The organism is Brevibacillus sp. FSL K6-0770, from assembly GCF_038000275.1.
Lineage (GTDB): Bacteria > Bacillota > Bacilli > Brevibacillales > Brevibacillaceae > Brevibacillus > Brevibacillus parabrevis.
Genome location: NZ_JBBOBQ010000001.1, coordinates 5332501 through 5349568 on the forward strand (window position 1 = coordinate 5332501; position 17068 = coordinate 5349568).

Here is a 17068-nt window from a genome sequence, read left to right on the forward strand (position 1 = left end):
CACCTTCAAGCGTGTAAATCGAAAAAGCGAACCGATTCCATTTATCATCCAAACGAGACGTCTTTACGCTTTCCTCATACAAAGCCCGCAGCGTATCAAGCGAGACATTGCTGTACACCGCCATAGACGTTCCGGCGGCCAATGTTGCTGCCTCTTCGTCATTGCGCCACAGATACATTCTCTCCATATCCTCCGCCGCTACCGGGCGCAGTTCCACTACATTTCCTTTGATCAAATCGTTCCCTGCCTTTCAATCGGTGATTGTTTTCGTTACCAAGTCGTTCATGCTTGACGCTTATTGTCTTCATAAGACATCACACCTTTCGAAAGTCAGATATTGGAATCATAACAAAAAACCACCCTACCGTACAAACTCAGGTGAGCGCCTGGAACGCTTAACGCCTGCCCCGCAACTCAGCAAGCACATCATCCAAAGGCAGCTTCTGTTCCCGCAACAAGACAAGCAAGTGAAAAAGCAGGTCGGAAGCTTCGTAGCGCAATTCCTCGTGGCTGCGATTTTTGGCCGCAATAATGACCTCCGCTGCCTCTTCCCCTACCTTTTTCAAGATTTTGTCGACGCCTTTTTCAAACAAGTAAGTCGTATACGAACCTTCCGGCCGCTCCGCTTCACGCTTCGCGATCAATTCCTCCAATTCGCCCAGAATCGCAAACCGCTCGCCTGCTTCTCCCTTTTCAAGCTCCTTTTCCCCTGCCAAAAGCTCTCCGGAAAAACAGCTGTAGGCCCCGGTATGACAAGCCGGACCATTCGGCACTACTTGCACGACGAGCGCGTCGCTGTCGCAATCCACCTGCATGGAAACAATCCGCTGGGTATTTCCCGACGTCGCTCCCTTATGCCACAGCTCTTGCCTGGATCGGCTCCAAAACCACGTTTCTTTCGTCTCCACCGACCGCAAAAACGACTCCTCATTCATATAGGCAAGCGTCAAAACAGCCTTGCTCTGTGCATCTTGAACAATGACAGGAATCAATCCGTTTTCGTCAAACCGCAACTTCTGCGCTGCAAGTGCAAGTTCTACTGTCATGGCCGCACGACAACTCCTTTTGTCTGGAGATACTCTTTCACCGATTGAATCGATGTCTCATCATAGTGGAAAATCGAAGCTGCCAAAGCAGCATCGGCCTTCCCCGCTGTCAGCACATCGTAAAAATGTTCCTTCGACCCCGCTCCCCCAGAGGCAATCACCGGAATGTTTACCGCTTCCGAGACTTGCTTGGTCAATTCAATTCCAAAGCCTTTCTTCTCGCCATCATCATCCATACTGGTCAAAAGAATTTCGCCAGCTCCCAACGCTTCTGCTTCCTGCGCCCAGCTGATGACATCTTTTCCCGCAGAATTGCGCCCGCCGTGCGTATACACGTCCCAACGCCCTTCTCCCACCGCTCTGGCGTCGATCGCAACCACGATGCACTGGGAGCCGAACACACTCGCCCCTTCGCGAACCAGCTCCGGTCGAAGCACCGCAGCCGTATTCAACGAGATTTTATCCGCACCCGCCCGCAAAATCCGCTTCATGTCCTCCACGCTGTTGATCCCGCCGCCAACGGTAAAAGGAATCGTAATATTCGCTGCCGTCCGCTCGATGACGTCCACCATTGTCTTGCGCCCTTCGTGGGAAGCGGAAATATCGAGAAAAACAAGCTCGTCCGCCCGCTCCCCGCTGTATTTTTTTGCCAGTTCGACCGGATCTCCGGCGTCGCGCAGCCCTACAAACTGAACCCCTTTTACGACACGACCGTCTTTTACGTCGAGACAAGGGATGATTCGTTTAGCCAACATTGCTTTCACGTCCCTCCATCCGACCAAGCGCTTCTTCCAATGTAAAAGCGTCCGTGTAGAGCGCTTTTCCGACAATCGCCCCGGAAACACCGTCGGCTGCGTGCTGGGCCAACACCAGAAGATCGTCAAGCTGGCTTACTCCTCCCGATGCGATCACCGACTTGCCTGTCGCTTGCGCAAGTGCAGCAATTTCCGCGACATTCGGCCCTGTCATCGTACCGTCACGGGCGATATCTGTATAAATGAACGTTTCCGCGCCATACGTGACGAGCCGCTTGGCCAGCTCAGTCGCTGACACGTCAGTCGTCTCCAGCCACCCCCGCGTCGCCACCATGCCGTTGCGGCAGTCCAGCCCGATGGCGATTTGGTCGCCATAAACTTGCAAAATCCGCTTGGTAAAAGGCTCGTCTTCAATCGCCGCCGTACCGACGATCACCCTCGCCACACCTGCTTCAAGGTAGTCCTTGATCTGCTCTTCCGTGCGGATGCCGCCGCCGACTTGCACAGGTACGGAAATCGTACGGGCAATTTCCTTGATGATCGCAGCGTTGACCGGCTTCCCTTCCTTGGCGCCGTCCAGATCAACGAGATGTACCCAGGATGCTCCCTGATCCACCCAACGCTTTGCCATGGCAAGCGGAGAATCGGCGTACACCGTTTCCTTTGCATAATCTCCTTGAAACAACCGCACGCATTTTCCACCGCGAATATCAATAGCTGGATAAATGATAAAACTCACGCCAAAACCCCCTCGCATTGAACGGCAAAATTGCGCAGCAGCCGCATTCCGGTCTCGCCGCTTTTTTCCGGGTGGAACTGCATCCCGTACACTTCGCCCTGCGCCACAATCGCTGTCACATCCTGATAGTAGTCGCTCGTCGAAAGCAGCGCCTCTGGTTTGCACTTCACATGATAAGAGTGGACAAAGTAGACATAATCGCCTTCTGCAACTCCCGCCAAAAGCGGATGCTCGCGGTGCAGACGCAACTGATTCCAGCCCATGTGCGGCACCTTGTAATCCCCTTGGAAGCGGACTGCTTCTCCGCCAATCAAGCCAAGCCCGGTATTTTCCCCATGCTCCTCGCTTTTGTCGAACAAGAGCTGCATCCCCAGACAGATGCCCAAAATCGGCCTGTTTGTAGCCGCGTACGAACGGATGGCTTGATCCAGCCCCAGCTCTCTGATGTTCGCAATAGCGTCGCCAAAAGCCCCTACTCCGGGCAAAATCAACCCGCTATACTCCTGCAAACGCTCAGGGGCGGACACAAATTCGTACGAATAACCGAGCCGCTCCAGAGCCTTGCTCAAGCTGTACAAGTTGCCCATGCCATAGTCGATGATGCCAATCATGCTACAAAACCCCTTTGGTAGACGGGACCCCTTTGACACGCGGATCGATCGTCGTCGCTTCGTCCAGAGCGCGGCCGAGCGCTTTGAAAATGGCTTCGATCATATGGTGCGTATTGTGGCCGTAATGCAAAATCACGTGCAAGTTGATCCGCGCTTCAAGCGCCAGCTTCCATAAAAACTCGTGCACAAGCTCAGTCGGAAACTGCCCAACCATGTTCGTCGGATAGGCAGCCCGATACTCCAGATGCGGCCGATTGCTAATGTCGATCACCACTTGGGCCAGCGCGTCATCCATCGGAACAAAAGCGTTGCCGTACCGTTTGATTCCTTTTTTGTCCCCCAACGCCTCGCGGATGCAATGTCCGAGACAAATGCCGATATCCTCCACCGTGTGGTGATAGTCGATCTCGATATCCCCTTTTGCTTTTACCGCCAGATCGAAATGCCCGTGACGCGTGAACAAGTCAAGCATGTGATCCAAAAAGGGTACGCCTGAAGCCTGACTGCTTTCCCCGGAACCATCCACCCCAAAGGAAAGGGCGATTTGCGTCTCATTTGTGTTGCGCTCTATTTCTGCTGTACGCAGCGTACGTTCACTCATCATTTGTCACACTCCTGCTCTTCGCGTTCAAAGTCGCGCAGCCTTTCCGCTATGGCGCGCCCATGTCCTGCCAACCCTTCCTGTTCAGCCAGGGTAACGATCTTTTGTCCGTTTTTTCGCAAATCATGCTTGCTGTAGGAAATGACACTGGACTTTTTAATAAAGTCATCCACTGACAGAGGAGAGGAAAAACGCGCAGTGCCATTGGTCGGAATGACGTGATTCGTTCCGGCAAAATAATCCCCGACAGGCTCCGAGCTGTACGGGCCGAGAAAAATAGCCCCGGCATTTTGTACCTTCCCAAGCTGTGCGAATGGCTCGGCAATCATGATCTCCAAATGTTCGGGAGCGATCTGGTTGATGACCGCAAACCCTTCGTCCAAATCCTTGACAAGCAAAATGGCTCCGTAGTCGCGAATGGCTGCCGCGGCGATCGCATGGCGGGGCAAATCCGCCAACTGCCGTTCTACCTCAACAGCTACCTGCTCGGCCAACTCCTGCGACGCAGTGACCAGGATGGCAGCAGACATCGGATCGTGCTCAGCCTGCGACAGCAAATCCGCAGCTACATAACGCGGATTGGCCGTTTCGTCAGCCAATACGGCAATCTCGCTCGGTCCTGCCACCATGTCGATACTGACCAGACCAAACACTTCCCGCTTTGCCAGAGCGACAAAAATATTTCCCGGTCCGACGATCTTGTCTACCGCCCTGATTTGCTCCGTTCCATAGGTGAGTGCCGCAATGGCTTGCGCTCCGCCCACTTTGTATATCTCCGTTACCCCCGCAATTTGCGCTGCGACGAGAATCGCCGGGTTTACTTTGCCGTCCGCTCCGGGAGGCGTTGTAATCACTACTTCCGGAACGCCCGCAATTTTTGCCGGAATCGCATTCATCAGCACACTGGAAGGATAGGCTGCCGTGCCCCCTGGCACATACAGTCCCGCCCGCTGCAATGGACGAACCAGCTGCCCCAGCATCGTGCCGCTTTCTTTTGTCACAAACCACGACTGGCGCACCTGACGACTATGATAATCGCGGATGTTCTCTGCCGCTTCCTCCAGTGCAGCTTTGACCTGTGCAGATACTTGCCCGCTCGCCTCGGCAAATTCCGCCTCCGTCACCCGAAACTGCTCCAGTCGCACGCGGTCAAACCTCTCTGTATACTCCCGCAATGCTTCATCTTTGCGCTCCCGAACATCCGTCAAAATGGCCCTGACAGCTTCTTGCTGTTCTCTCGTACCCGACTCCACTGACCGCTTCCCGTCAAACTCGCTGGCTGCCATAATTCGCATGGTCGCTCTCCTCTCCTCGTCTCTATTTTCTGCCTGGAATGACCTCCAGAAATTTTCCGGCGATGTCATCGACCGCTTCGCTTTTCATCCGATAGCTCGCTCGATTGGCAATCAGCCGAGTCGTAATCTCGCAAATATGCTCCAGCTCCACCAAGCCATTTTCCTTGAGCGTCCGCCCCGTAGAGACAATATCCACGATGCGGTCAGCCAGTCCGATCATCGGAGCCAGCTCAACCGAGCCATTCAGCTTGATAACTTCGACCTGCTGCCCTTGCTCGCGAAAATAACGGGAAGCAATCTTCGGGTATTTCGTCGCTACTCGCGGCGAGTCGGTCGGCTTCCAATCGGGCAATCCTGCCACCATCATGCGACAGTAGCCAATCTGCAAATCCAGCAGCTCGTACACATCCCGTTCTTCTTCGAGCAAAACATCCTTGCCGACTACACCCACATCAGCAACTCCGTACTCCACGTATGTCGGGACATCGGCAGGTTTTGCCAGAATGAACTCAAGACTGGCATTTTCCACCGGAATGACCAGCTTGCGCGAGTCCTGCAACTCAGCCGTTACTTCCAGGCCAGCTTGCTGCAAAAAGTGCACAGCCTCTTCAAAAATCCGCCCCTTGGGCATGGCAATCGTCAGCTTTTGCTCATTTGCGAAAAACGCCATCTGCTAATCCTCCTGTTCCGTCATGCAAATCACCCTGCTGTATCCTTGACCATTTTCTGCCGCGATCTCTGCCCTGCCGCCAACGAGTCTCGTGATAACCACGACTCCCTCCGCCCTCAGTTGCTGTGCATGTGCCAGCGCTTTCTGGCGCCGTTTTTCCGTATACAGCAGCAAAATTCGTTCGGTAGTTTCCCCTTTTACAGAGGGAGTAACGGTCAAAAGCCGATCCATTTTAATCGCAAACCCGGTGGCAGGAGCGGAACGTCCGAATTGCGCCAAAAGCTGATCATAACGGCCGCCACCCAACAGCGGAGAGCCGAGATCGGCTGCGTATCCTTCAAACACGACACCCGTGTAGTAATTCAGATTGATAATCAAATTGAAGTCCAACAGCAAATCTTCGGTGACGCCGTAAGCTTCCAGTGAGTCCCACAGCGAAGCAATCGTTTCTACCGCCAGCCCCGCTTTTCCATCCCCTGCTAAGGCTCTCGCCTCGGCAATCTTGCCTTTTCCGCCGCGCAAACGAAGCAAGGCATCCAGCCGTTTCTTCGCTTCGAAATCGATCCCGATCGTCTCCAGCAATTGGCGAAAACCAACAAAATCGCGTTCGTACAAAAACTGGCGGAATTGCTGGCGCGTGTCCTCATCAGCAATCACATCCTCCAAAAGCCCGTCAACAAAATCAACGTGACCGATGGCAATGCGGAACGTCTCTACCCCTGCCGCACGCAGACAAAATACAGCAAGCGCGATAGCCTCGGCATCCGCATCAACTGAGCCATCCCCGATCAGCTCAATTCCCGTTTGAAAAAACTCCGCATTCCGGCCAGCTTCCTTTTCCTGCGCCCGAAATACATTGGCCTGGTAAAACAGCCGGATCGGCAGCGGCACATCCTTATATAAAGAAGAAACAACGCGAGCGATTGGCGTAGTCATATCCGGCCGAAGCACAACGGTATGCCCCTGTTTATCCAAAAGCCGGAACATTCGGTCCGTCAATGTTGCGCTCGCCGTTCCGACCGTATCGTAATACTCCAGAGAAGGCGTGGAGATTTCCTCATATCCCCAACGCTCGATACAATGTCGCAACGACCGCTCCAAATGCCGTTGTTTCGCCAGTGATTCCGGTAATATGTCCCGCATCCCCAGCGGTTTTTCAAATCCCAACGGCTTCGCCATCGTCATTCCCTCCACTCATTCGCTTTACTCTGCTAATATGGTAACAAACTAAAGTGTTATGAAGAAGATTACCACGAAGCTCCGTTTAAGGTCAACAGAGATAAGAATAGTCGAAAAATTCTTTACTATGATCTTGCGCTACATAAAAATAGAAAGGAAGCCCGCCAATCAACGGACTCCCTTTTCTACCTAATTCTTCTACTCGCTGACGAACAGCCCTACTCCCTAATGGTCCGCAAGCCCTCCGGCGCGGATCACTTGCATCGGATTGCCGCCGACAAAAGCCCCCGGCGCTACGTCTTTATGTACCACGGTTCCTGCTGCTACGATCGCTCCGTCCCCAATCGTCACTCCTGGCAAGATAGTCGTATTGGCTCCAATCAACACTCTGTCGCCGATGATTACTTCGCCCAAGCGGTATTCCTCGACCAGATACTCATGAGCGAGGATGGTCGTATTGTAGCCAATCACACTGTTCTTTCCAATTTTGATCAACTCCGGAAACATCGTATCCATCATGACCATCAACGCCACGGCAGTCTCATGCCCGACCTCCATGCGCAAAAAAGTACGGTACATCCAGTTTTTCCAGGCCGGAAAAGGCGTATAGCGGGCAAGCTGGATTACAATGAAGTTTTTCATGACTTTCCAAAAGCTGACCGTGCGATACATTTGCCAGAGAGGGTTGGCTCCCTGGACTGGATAACGTGTTGTCTTTCTCATGCGCTGCTCCTCGTCCTACAAGTCCGAATCGGCATCTTCCAAAATCGCGTTGGACTGCTTGCGCGAGAAGTGCATCGCCGCATTGTAGCCCATCCGCTTCAAGCGGAAGTTCATCGCCGCCACTTCGATAATGACAGCCAGATTTCGTCCTGGGCGCACTGGAACGGTAATGATCGGAATTTCCGTGTCCATGATCTTCAACGTTTCTTCGTCCAGCCCCAGACGTTCGTACATTTTGTGTGGCTCCCACAGCTCCAGTTGAACCACCATTTCAATATTTTTCACATTGCGGACCGCACCTGCTCCGAACATGGTCATCACGTTGATGATCCCCACCCCGCGAATTTCAAGCAAATGCTGAATCAGTTCGGGGGCGCTGCCGCTAAGCTGACCACCTTGCGTCTGGCGAATCTCGACAGCGTCGTCTGCAACCAGGCGATGCCCGCGCTTGACCAGCTCCAGGGCCGCTTCGCTTTTCCCGATTCCGCTCGACCCCATAATCAGAACCCCGACGCCGTAAATGTCTGTGAGCACCCCGTGAATCGTGGTAGTAGGCGCGAGGCGATTCTCCAGAAAGTTGGTCATTTTGCCGACAAGCGTAGTCGTAGCCAGAGGGGATTGAAGTACAGGCACGCCCCAGTTGTTCGACGCCTCGATCATTTCCTCAGGTACAGGCTGGTTGCGGGTGACGCAAAAACATGGCGTCTGCCCTTGCATCAAAAAGTTCATCCGCTCCAGTCGTTCATCTCGGTTCAACGTTTGGAAAAAGTTGATTTCCGTCAAGCCAAACAGCTGAATCCGCTCTTCCGCGTAATAGGAGTAGTAGCCAGCCAACTGCAATCCGGGACGGCTCAAATCCGTCACTGTAATCTCGCGTCCCAGCCCTTCCTCGCCACTCAAAATCGTCATATTGAAATGATCCACAATGTGGCTTACATTTGTCCTTCGCATCAAAGCTTCCCCCTTGTCTGGGATAACCGTCCCCGGTAGTTCTTCTATTGTATCGAAACCGTCTTGCCTCCGACAACCTTTGCCAGGCAAGTCCTCGTGTCTATCGGATCAATTTGTCGTATCATTTACATTTTTCTTGTTATTTCATAAGATAGAAAATGAGGTTGATATCAGGCAAAATCCGAGTTACAGTTCATATATAGACTGTTTTTCCGAATGTCGGACAAAAAGAGGAGGCAACAACTTGGACTTTTTACTCCGTTTCTTACTCGTAGACCTACCCGAAGCCTTCTTGCTACTGACGATTAGTTTAGCTTTTTTCAACCTGTCGGTGTTTGAGAAGAAAAAACAAGCTATTCTCTTTAGCCTGTTGTTTGCCGTGACTGGTGAACTGCTCACTGTGTTGGAGGTATTGTATCAGCCGAAAGTGATGCTGATGTTTGTATGTACAGTTGTTCTCCTTGTTCTTTTCTACCACTTCAATCTTCTCAAAGCGGTTTTTATGGGAACAGTTGCAATCGGTATTATGCTTCTAACCGAGTCAATTATCATTGCCATTTTTAACAGTCAGCAATTATTTTTAGAGGAGATCATGTCCTCTACCACTCTGGCTGTCGTAGCACGTATTTTGTACCTCGGCGTCTTTCTGGCCGTTTGCATACTGTTACGAGCAAATAAGTTCGATATTCGCCAGATGTTCCAGTACAACAATTTGAATCGGTTAAATCGATATCTGTTCCTGCTGATCTTATTGGGCAGTATTGAATTTTTCCTTATCTTGTTCATGAACACATCGTTTTTTCTACGAGGAAACAATTCATCCATATTCGCTCTTTATACTCCACAGTTTCAATTGTTTTTTCAACTGGCCATTTTGGGGCTATTTATTGCCATTGTAATTTTGTTCCGTATTTATTTAAACCTGACTATCAATCGGGTAGAAGAAGAAACAGGCACACCTTATTTGAGCAGCATTCAAGATTTATATACGGCTGTTCGCTCTATCAAGCATGACTCCTTGAACCATTACACTGCCATCAACGGCCTTTTGAAAAAAGAATTGCATAGTCATGCGAAAGAATACGTGGAACAACTGCTGAAGGAAACCGTTTTGATCGAAAAATCTGCGGATTCAAGCTCGCAAATATTGGAGCAAATCAAAAATCCTGCAATCGCCTCTTTGTTGCAATCCAAAATGGTAGTCTGCCTGGCTGAGCGGATCTCGCTCACGATGGAAATAAAAGAAATCAGCCAGTTCTCACAATATAAGACATATGATCTGATCAAAATGTTAGGCAACTTACTCGACAACGCCATTCGCGCAACCTCCTTTGAACTGGAGGAAAATCGTTACATACGCTTGGAATGGGGCCAAACAGACAGCGAGCATTACCTCTATATCGAAAACAGTGGCCCAACAATTCCCGAGAACAAGCTGAATGGAATCTTCCAAATGGGCTATACCACCAAAAAGAATGGAGAAGGCGGACTTGGACTCGCGATTGTCAAAAACGTAATAGAACGACACAATGGCAAAATTCAGGTTAAATCTGCTGATGGCATCACCAGTTTTCGCATTTCGTTTGTAAATCGATAGCAGGGAGGCCCCCAATATGACCTGGACAGGGAAAATGTCAGGGAAAATTGCCCAACGCATCAAGACAGACGATACGCCGTATACTGTGGGACAACTCGCACACGGAATCGAACTTTTCTTGCTTAATGCTCTTAATCTTTTCATCATTCTGCTCGTATCTGCTGCATTAGGATTACTTGTGGAAGTTGTTCCTCTTCTATGCAGTCTCTTTATACTCCGAACGTTGACGGGCGGCGTTCATTTGAAAAACCCGTGGTCATGCCTGGGAGCAACACTCCTACTCCTGTTAGTCGGTGGCGCCATTATCAAATATGTTCCCATGCCTTCTCCCCCTGCCTTGTCACTCCTGACACTTATTACTGCAGGGGCAGGCGCTCTGATCAATTACTTATACGGTCCAGCAAAACATACGTACATGCCTGACAATCCTGCAATTCAAAAAAGACACCGGAAGATCGCAATATTACTAATCACAGTCGGTTGCATTCTTTCACTATTGTTGGTAGAATATTCCTATAAGCACTCTATGACTTACATCCTAGCAGTTTTCTATCAATCTTTATTTCTTACGCCTGCTTCGTTTCGGCTCGTATCTGTTCTGGAAAAAACTTTTTCGAGAGGATGATACTCATGAAGAAAGTGCTTTCGACTGTTTGCAAGTTCTTTGGCGGTCTGTCTAATTTGAATTCCTCAGGCGCTTTAAAAGCTGCCATATTCCATGAACCTCTTCCGCCGCACATGAGAGAAGAAGAAAAATCAAAAGTTCAAGCATGATCCCCTATCACTAACAAACCCGCGCACTCCTCAACGAGCACGCGGGTTTTTTGATGCTTGCTACCTTTTCTCTTTTTTCATGCCGACGACCATTTCAATCAGCCAGCCGAAAATACTCATCAGCGCAGCGGCTACCATCACGATGCCGATGTTGTCGGGCCACGGTCCTACCTCGAAACCGTCGATGAAGTAGGCTGTCAAAGCAAACGTCAGGGCGTTGATGACGAACCAGAACAGCCCCATCGTCAAGATCGTCAGCGGCAAGGTGAAAAACGTCAAAACGGGGCGGATCAACGTGTTCACGACACCCAAAATCAGAATGGCCCACAAGGCCACGGTGAAATTGGCAACATAGATAGACGTAAACCATTTGCTGATCAGAAGCAAGGCCGCGCCGTTCAGCAGCATTTTGATTATCCAACGGATCATTCTCATTCCTCCTTTGGCTGGCGTCACCAGTGTCTACAAGAGCCCTTTTCCTTCCAAGTCCCAGCGCTCAAAAAATCGAACCATGAACTCGTGACGCTCCTCGGCAATTTGCCGGGCTGTTTGCGTGTACAGCCTGTCTTTGATGCGTCTCAGCTTCCATTCGTATTCTTTTGCCGGAGTATGCTGCTCCTCGTCGTCAGATTGGATAGGACCTCCAATAACACCAGTATAAGCAAAAACTCTGGCGACTCCAATAGCGCCTATTGAATCGAGTTTATCTGCATCAAACAAAATTTTCTCCTCCAACGATGCTGGAGGACGGTCTTTGCGAAAGCGATGAGCCAATATAGCCGACTGCACCCTTTTGATCTCAGCTTGCTCCATTCCCCGCTCTTGCAGCCATGTTCCTGCTGCCCTCGCGCTGATCTCGGCATGGCATTCCCCGGTTGCGCGCTCTTGTGCCCTTCCGACATCGTGCAGCAACGCTGCCAGCCGCAATACCTGCATGTCCGCCCCTTCCTCGCAGCCAATCCGCTCGCACATCGCCATGACGCGCAGATTATGCTGCCAGTCATGAGCCGGGTCCTGCCCGTCAAAACAGCGCTCGGCCTCCTGAACCAAATCGGCCGGAAGCGCAGCTATCGCTTGCTTTGCGTAATCCATAGCTTCTCCTCCTCCGTCTCGCCCTTGCATCACCGCACGACCATGTGCCAGTTGCCAGTCACTCGTTTTCTTTTTTAAACAGCAAAAGACGCCCCCCTGAACAATCAGAGAGGCAGTCTTTGGTTTACTTCGACACCAGCTGTTCCAGCTTGGCAATCGTTCTCGCTTTGTCTCTTTCCAAAATCGGCTTGAGGTATGTTCCGGTATACGAGCCTTCCAGCTTCGCCACTTCTTCCGGAGTACCCGATCCGACGATCTGACCGCCGCGCGTACCGCCCTCTGGCCCCAGATCGACGATGTAGTCAACTGTCTTGATGACGTCCAGGTTGTGCTCGATGACCAGTACCGTATCGCCATTTTCCACCAGACGCTGCAACACCTTCAACAGACGATCAATATCGTCTGTGTGCAACCCTGTCGTCGGTTCGTCCAAGATGTACAACGTACGCCCTGTGCTGCGGCGATACAGCTCGGATGCGAGCTTGACACGCTGCGCTTCGCCACCGGAGAGAGTCGTCGCAGGCTGTCCAAGCTTCATGTAGCCAAGACCTACATCCACGATCGTTTGCAGCTTGCGCTCGATCTTCGGCAGGTTGCGGAAAAACTCAACCGCATCCTCAATCGTCATCTCCAAGACGTCTGCGATGCTCTTGCCTTTGTATTTCACATCGAGAGTCTCCCGATTGTAGCGCTTGCCGTGGCACACTTCGCAAGGCACGTACACGTCCGGCAAAAAGTGCATCTCGATTTTGATAATCCCGTCACCGCTGCACGCCTCGCAACGGCCGCCTTTGACGTTGAAGCTGAAACGGCCCTTTTTGTAACCGCGCACCTTGGCTTCGTTCGTCGAGGCAAACAAATCGCGAATGTCATCAAAAACACCCGTATACGTCGCCGGATTGGAGCGCGGCGTCCGGCCAATCGGCGATTGATCGATGTCGATCACTTTGTCCAAATGCTCCAGCCCGACGATTCGGCGGTGTTCGCCCGGTTTTACTTTGGCGCCGTTCAGATCGCGCGACAGCACCTTTTGCAAAATCTCATTGATGAGCGTACTTTTCCCGGAGCCTGATACCCCTGTCACAGCAACGAACAGCCCCAGCGGAAATTTGGCCGTAACGTTTTTCAGGTTGTTTTCCTTCGCGCCTTCGATCTTCACCCATTTGTCAGATGGCTTTCTGCGCTCCAGCGGAACAGGAATGAACTTTCTGCCGCTCAAATAAGCGCCTGTCAGCGAGTTCTCATCTTTCATCACTTCTTCCGGTGTGCCGGCAGACACTACTTGACCGCCGTGGATGCCTGCTCCCGGACCGATATCGATAATATAATCGCAAGCCATCATCGTATCTTCGTCGTGCTCGACGACGATCAGCGTGTTCCCCAGCTTGGTCATATGCTCCAACGTTTTGATCAGACGGGCGTTGTCCCGCTGATGCAGACCAATGCTCGGCTCATCGAGAATGTAGAGGACGCCCATCAAGCTGGAGCCGATCTGGGTAGCCAGCCTGATCCGCTGCGCCTCTCCCCCCGACAACGTCCCTGCCGCCCGGCTCAAGGTGAGATAATCCAGTCCGACATCAATCAAAAAGTTAAGCCGTGCCTTGATTTCTTTGACGATCAGATTGGCGATCTTCGCTTCCCGCTCCGTCAACTCCAGTCCGTCAACGAACTGATGGGCATCGAGAATAGACAAAGTCGTCAGCTCCGAAATGCTGCGCTCGCCGATCTTCACAGCGAGGCTCTCCTGGCGCAAGCGATGCCCTTTGCAGACAGGACAAGGCTTTTGGCTCATGAAGCCTTCGATTTGCTCGCGAATATAGTCGGAGCTGGTCTCCAGGTGACGTCTTTGCAGATTCGGCACGACGCCTTCGAATGGCACGACTGCTTCCCGCACTTGCCCGAACTCATTTTCATAGCGGAACTGGATTTTCTCCCCTTCGCTGCCGTACATCAAAATCTGCACCTGCTCAGGAGTCAGCTCCTCGTACGGGATATCCATGCGAATATGGAAGTGGCGGCAAGCCGATTCCAACAACTGCTGGTAATACGTCGACGACTTCGGCTCCCATGCGCCGATCGCCCCTTCGTGCAACGTCTTGGTGGCATCTGGAACAACCATATCCGGGTCTACTTCCAGCTTTACTCCCAACCCGTCGCACTCCGAGCACGCTCCGAACGGGCTGTTAAAGGAGAAAATCCGCGGCTCCAGCTCGCCAATGGAAAATCCGCAAATCGGGCAAGCGTGCTTCTCGCTGAACAACAGCTCCTCTTGTTCCATCACGTCGACGATGACCTTGCCATCTGCCAGACGCAAGGCCGTTTCCAGGGAGTCCGCCAGGCGGGACTGCACATCCGGCTTCACGACAACGCGGTCCACCACAACCTCAATGTTGTGCTTCTTGTTTTTCTCCAGCTTGATGTCCTCGGACAAATCGGTAATCTCGCCATTTACGCGCACGCGAACAAAGCCTTGCTTGCGGATATCTTCCAACAGCTTGACGTGCTCGCCTTTGCGCCCCTGAACCATCGGAGCGAGAATTTGCATTTTGGTGCGCTCCGGATACTCCATCAGGCGATCGACCATCTGTTCAATCGTCTGGGATTGAATCTCGATGCCGTGTTCGGGACAAATCGCCCGGCCGACACGCGCATACAACAGGCGCAAGTAGTCGTAAATCTCCGTGACCGTACCAACCGTAGAGCGCGGGTTGCGGCTCGTTGTCTTCTGATCGATGGAGATCGCAGGAGACAGCCCTTCGATCGAATCGACATCCGGCTTGTCCATCTGCCCGAGAAACTGGCGGGCATAAGCAGACAGGGACTCGACATAACGGCGTTGTCCCTCTGCATAAATCGTGTCAAAAGCAAGCGAGGACTTCCCCGAACCGGACAAACCCGTCAAAACGACGAATTTGTCCCGCGGGATCACTACATCAATATTTTTCAGATTGTGGGCACGAGCGCCCTTGACGACAATATGTTCCAATGGCATGAAAGTACCTCTCCTTAGAGTTCCGCCTTCAGTTCCAAAATCAAATCACGCAGTTCGGCCGCACGTTCGAACATCAAGTTGCGCGCTGCTTCCTTCATTTCTTCTTCCATACGCTCGATAACAGCCAGTCGATCCTTCTTCGGCATCTTCTTGAAGTCCGCATGTGGCAAATAGTCTGCTTTTTCCTCTGCCACCTTGGTCGCCTCGATCACTTCGCGCACGGCCTTTTTCACCGTTTGCGGCGTAATTCCGTGTTTCTCGTTGTAAGCAATCTGAATGGCGCGCCTGCGCTCTGTCTCGCGAATCGCGGAGTTCATCGAATCTGTCATTTTGTCGGCGTACATGATGACGCGCCCCTCAGCGTTACGGGCTGCCCGGCCGATCGTCTGAATCAGCGAACGCTCGTTGCGCAGGAAGCCTTCTTTATCGGCATCCAAAATCGCCACAAGCGATACTTCCGGCAAGTCCAAGCCTTCCCGCAGCAGGTTGATCCCGATCAGCACGTCAAATTCGCCCAAACGCAAGGAACGCAAAATTTGCATCCGTTCGATCGTCTTGATGTCGGAGTGCAGATAGCGTACCTTGATTCCGATTTCCTTGAGGTAGTCCGTCAAGTCCTCGGACATTTTTTTCGTCAGAGTCGTGACCAGTACGCGCTCGTTTTTGGCAATCGTCGCCTGGATTTCCCCGATGAGATCGTCAATCTGTCCTTTGATCGGGCGAACCGAGATCGTCGGATCGATCAGCCCTGTTGGACGGATGACTTGCTGCACCACTTCCGGGCAATGCTCCAGCTCGTACGGGCCGGGTGTTGCAGAAATGTAGATAGCCTGGTTGACCTTTTCCTCAAACTCCTGGAATTGCAGCGGCCGGTTGTCCTTCGCAGACGGCAGGCGGAATCCGTGCTCAACCAGGACGTTTTTGCGCGCCTGGTCGCCGTTGTACATCCCCCGCACTTGCGGCAAAGTCATGTGCGACTCGTCGATCAGCAAAAGGTAGTCCTCCGGAAAGTAGTCCATCAAAGTGTACGGAGCGTGCCCTGCTGGCAGCCCTGTCAAATGTCGCGAGTAGTTTTCAATCCCGGAGCAAAAGCCCATCTCCAGCATCATTTCGACATCGTAGCGCGTGCGCTGTTCCAATCGCTGCGCTTCCAGCAGCTTTCCCGCCGCTTTAAGCTCGGCCAATCGCTCTTCCAGCTCCACTTCGATGCTTTGAACGGCCAGCTTCATTTTTTCTTCGCGGGTGACATAGTGAGAAGCAGGGAAAATGGCTACGTGGTCGCGCTGTCCCAAAATCTCTCCGGTCAGCACATCGATAGAGGTAATCCGCTCAATTTCGTCCCCGAAAAACTCCACACGAATAGCCTGTTCGCTCTGCGACGCGGGAAAAATCTCCACGACGTCTCCACGAACCCGGAAGGTCCCGCGTGTGAAGTTGATATCATTGCGCGTGTACTGAATGTCGACCAGGCGATGCAAAATCTCGTCTCGGCCTTTTTCCATCCCCACTCGCAGCGACAGCAACAGTTCCTTGTACTCTTCAGGCGAACCCAAACCGTAAATACAAGAGACCGAAGCGACAATGATGACGTCCCTCCGCTCAAACAACGCACTGGTCGCCGAGTGACGCAGCTTGTCGATCTCGTCGTTGATGCTGGAGTCTTTTTCAATAAATGTATCCGATTGGGGAATGTATGCTTCTGGCTGATAGTAGTCGTAGTAGCTGACGAAGTATTCCACCGCGTTATTCGGGAAAAACTCCTTGAACTCTGCGCAAAGCTGGGCAGCCAGTGTCTTGTTGTGCGCCATCACCAGCGTCGGCTTGTTCACCTGGGCAATTACTTGGGCAGCCGTAAACGTCTTTCCCGTACCTGTTGCACCGAGCAGTGTCTGGTGCCGCTTGCCTGCCTGGATGCCTGCCACCAGTTCGGCGATAGCGGTCGGCTGGTCACCGGACGGTTGATACTCCGATACCAATTCAAAACGCTCCATTCCCTCGTTCATCTCCTCGTTGCAAGACTGTTCTATTTCCATTATAACACAA

Annotated in this window: 18 protein-coding genes (1 of these 18 cut by a window edge); 3 read left to right on the top strand and 15 right to left on the bottom strand. The window is 52.1% G+C overall.

The annotated features are described in order from the left end of the window. From NST23_RS25335 to hprK, 11 genes are all read right to left on the bottom strand, one after another. On the bottom strand, positions 1 to 235 hold the start of the coding sequence (locus NST23_RS25335) for a GNAT family N-acetyltransferase (protein WP_173596446.1). The gene continues 326 nt to the left of window position 1, outside the view; 235 of the gene's 561 nt are visible here — the first part of the coding sequence; it begins with the start codon at positions 233 to 235; its stop codon lies beyond the left edge, outside the window. A 160-nt stretch (positions 236 to 395) separates the two neighbouring features. Next, entirely contained in the window at positions 396 to 1046 is a 651-nt protein-coding gene (hisIE, locus tag NST23_RS25340) for a bifunctional phosphoribosyl-AMP cyclohydrolase/phosphoribosyl-ATP diphosphatase HisIE (RefSeq protein WP_122966118.1), read from the bottom strand. Then, positions 1043 to 1801 carry an imidazole glycerol phosphate synthase subunit HisF gene (gene hisF, locus NST23_RS25345; protein ID WP_173596445.1) on the bottom strand — a complete coding sequence of 253 codons (759 nt, stop codon included), beginning with the start codon at positions 1799 to 1801 and terminating at the stop codon, positions 1043 to 1045. Before hisF ends, hisIE begins: the two co-directional genes overlap by 4 nt. Then, on the bottom strand, positions 1791 to 2540 hold the full coding sequence (hisA, locus tag NST23_RS25350) for a 1-(5-phosphoribosyl)-5-[(5-phosphoribosylamino)methylideneamino]imidazole-4-carboxamide isomerase (protein WP_173596444.1): 750 nt from the start codon (positions 2538 to 2540) through the stop codon (positions 1791 to 1793). The genes hisF and hisA overlap by 11 nt, the downstream gene beginning before the upstream one ends. Next, positions 2537 to 3151: an imidazole glycerol phosphate synthase subunit HisH gene (gene hisH / locus NST23_RS25355; protein WP_122966115.1), complete on the bottom strand. Its 615-nt coding sequence runs from the start codon at positions 3149 to 3151 to the stop codon at positions 2537 to 2539. The genes hisA and hisH overlap by 4 nt, the downstream gene beginning before the upstream one ends. A 1-nt stretch (position 3152) precedes the next feature. Beyond that, positions 3153 to 3752, bottom strand: coding sequence for an imidazoleglycerol-phosphate dehydratase HisB (gene hisB / locus NST23_RS25360; protein ID WP_122966114.1), 600 nt, complete (start codon positions 3750 to 3752; stop codon positions 3153 to 3155). After that, positions 3752 to 5047 carry a histidinol dehydrogenase gene (hisD, locus tag NST23_RS25365; protein WP_340964878.1) on the bottom strand — a complete coding sequence of 432 codons (1296 nt, stop codon included), beginning with the start codon at positions 5045 to 5047 and terminating at the stop codon, positions 3752 to 3754. Before hisD ends, hisB begins: the two co-directional genes overlap by 1 nt. Before the next feature lie 22 nt (positions 5048 to 5069). Further along, on the bottom strand, positions 5070 to 5717 hold the full coding sequence (gene hisG, locus NST23_RS25370; protein WP_063229311.1) for an ATP phosphoribosyltransferase: 648 nt from the start codon (positions 5715 to 5717) through the stop codon (positions 5070 to 5072). Between the two features lie 3 nt (positions 5718 to 5720). Beyond that, positions 5721 to 6896: an ATP phosphoribosyltransferase regulatory subunit gene (locus NST23_RS25375; RefSeq protein WP_340964880.1), complete on the bottom strand. Its 1176-nt coding sequence runs from the start codon at positions 6894 to 6896 to the stop codon at positions 5721 to 5723. Between the two features lie 225 nt (positions 6897 to 7121). Further along, positions 7122 to 7619, bottom strand: a complete 498-nt coding sequence (locus tag NST23_RS25380) for an acyltransferase (protein WP_122966111.1) — start codon at positions 7617 to 7619, stop codon at positions 7122 to 7124. A gap of 15 nt (positions 7620 to 7634) precedes the next feature. Continuing rightward, positions 7635 to 8570 carry an HPr(Ser) kinase/phosphatase gene (gene hprK, locus NST23_RS25385; protein ID WP_063229308.1) on the bottom strand — a complete coding sequence of 312 codons (936 nt, stop codon included), beginning with the start codon at positions 8568 to 8570 and terminating at the stop codon, positions 7635 to 7637. A 244-nt stretch (positions 8571 to 8814) separates the two neighbouring features. Here hprK and NST23_RS25390 point away from each other — a divergent pair, with 244 nt between their 5' ends. Genes NST23_RS25390 through NST23_RS25400 form a run of 3 tightly spaced genes read left to right on the top strand, consistent with a single transcriptional unit; the run spans position 8815 to position 10941 of the window. Further along, positions 8815 to 10167 carry a sensor histidine kinase gene (locus NST23_RS25390; RefSeq protein WP_173596441.1) on the top strand — a complete coding sequence of 451 codons (1353 nt, stop codon included), beginning with the start codon at positions 8815 to 8817 and terminating at the stop codon, positions 10165 to 10167. 16 nt (positions 10168 to 10183) lie between these two features. Continuing rightward, on the top strand, positions 10184 to 10792 hold the full coding sequence (locus NST23_RS25395; RefSeq protein ID WP_173596440.1) for an accessory gene regulator ArgB-like protein: 609 nt from the start codon (positions 10184 to 10186) through the stop codon (positions 10790 to 10792). 5 nt (positions 10793 to 10797) lie between these two features. Further along, entirely contained in the window at positions 10798 to 10941 is a 144-nt protein-coding gene (locus tag NST23_RS25400; protein WP_173596439.1) for a hypothetical protein, read from the top strand. Positions 10942 to 11001: 60 nt separating this feature from the next. Here the strand turns inward: NST23_RS25400 and NST23_RS25405 are convergent, their stop codons facing one another. From NST23_RS25405 to uvrB, 4 genes are all read right to left on the bottom strand, one after another. Next, the gene (locus NST23_RS25405) at positions 11002 to 11370 is read right to left on the bottom strand and encodes a phage holin family protein (protein WP_063229305.1); all 369 of its coding nucleotides are present in this window, start codon (positions 11368 to 11370) and stop codon (positions 11002 to 11004) included. A gap of 33 nt (positions 11371 to 11403) precedes the next feature. Further along, complete coding sequence (locus tag NST23_RS25410) at positions 11404 to 12033, bottom strand: HD domain-containing protein (protein ID WP_122966108.1); 630 nt, start codon at positions 12031 to 12033, stop codon at positions 11404 to 11406. Between the two features lie 124 nt (positions 12034 to 12157). Next, positions 12158 to 15025 carry an excinuclease ABC subunit UvrA gene (gene uvrA, locus NST23_RS25415; protein WP_063229303.1) on the bottom strand — a complete coding sequence of 956 codons (2868 nt, stop codon included), beginning with the start codon at positions 15023 to 15025 and terminating at the stop codon, positions 12158 to 12160. 14 nt (positions 15026 to 15039) lie between these two features. Next, a complete protein-coding gene (gene uvrB, locus NST23_RS25420; RefSeq protein WP_122966107.1) occupies positions 15040 to 17016 on the bottom strand; it encodes an excinuclease ABC subunit UvrB in 1977 nt (658 codons plus the stop codon). Positions 17017 to 17068 lie beyond the last annotated feature (52 nt).

What these genes read in the sequence shown, in the direction of transcription:
- hisIE (WP_122966118.1), bottom strand. Translation starts at nt 1,046, where the DNA reads ATGACAGTAGAACTTGCACTTGCAGCGCAGAAGTTGCGGTTTGACGAA.
- hisF (WP_173596445.1), bottom strand. Translation starts at nt 1,801, where the DNA reads ATGTTGGCTAAACGAATCATCCCTTGTCTCGACGTAAAAGACGGTCGT.
- hisH (WP_122966115.1), bottom strand. Translation starts at nt 3,151, where the DNA reads ATGATTGGCATCATCGACTATGGCATGGGCAACTTGTACAGCTTGAGC.
- hisB (WP_122966114.1), bottom strand. Translation starts at nt 3,752, where the DNA reads ATGAGTGAACGTACGCTGCGTACAGCAGAAATAGAGCGCAACACAAAT.
- hisD (WP_340964878.1), bottom strand. Translation starts at nt 5,047, where the DNA reads ATGCGAATTATGGCAGCCAGCGAGTTTGACGGGAAGCGGTCAGTGGAG.
- hisG (WP_063229311.1), bottom strand. Translation starts at nt 5,717, where the DNA reads ATGGCGTTTTTCGCAAATGAGCAAAAGCTGACGATTGCCATGCCCAAG.
- NST23_RS25375 (WP_340964880.1), bottom strand. Translation starts at nt 6,896, where the DNA reads ATGGCGAAGCCGTTGGGATTTGAAAAACCGCTGGGGATGCGGGACATA.
- NST23_RS25380 (WP_122966111.1), bottom strand. Translation starts at nt 7,619, where the DNA reads ATGAGAAAGACAACACGTTATCCAGTCCAGGGAGCCAACCCTCTCTGG.
- hprK (WP_063229308.1), bottom strand. Translation starts at nt 8,570, where the DNA reads ATGCGAAGGACAAATGTAAGCCACATTGTGGATCATTTCAATATGACG.
- NST23_RS25395 (WP_173596440.1), top strand. Translation starts at nt 10,184, where the DNA reads ATGACCTGGACAGGGAAAATGTCAGGGAAAATTGCCCAACGCATCAAG.
- NST23_RS25400 (WP_173596439.1), top strand. Translation starts at nt 10,798, where the DNA reads ATGAAGAAAGTGCTTTCGACTGTTTGCAAGTTCTTTGGCGGTCTGTCT.
- NST23_RS25405 (WP_063229305.1), bottom strand. Translation starts at nt 11,370, where the DNA reads ATGATCCGTTGGATAATCAAAATGCTGCTGAACGGCGCGGCCTTGCTT.
- NST23_RS25410 (WP_122966108.1), bottom strand. Translation starts at nt 12,033, where the DNA reads ATGGATTACGCAAAGCAAGCGATAGCTGCGCTTCCGGCCGATTTGGTT.
- uvrA (WP_063229303.1), bottom strand. Translation starts at nt 15,025, where the DNA reads ATGCCATTGGAACATATTGTCGTCAAGGGCGCTCGTGCCCACAATCTG.
- uvrB (WP_122966107.1), bottom strand. Translation starts at nt 17,016, where the DNA reads ATGGAGCGTTTTGAATTGGTATCGGAGTATCAACCGTCCGGTGACCAG.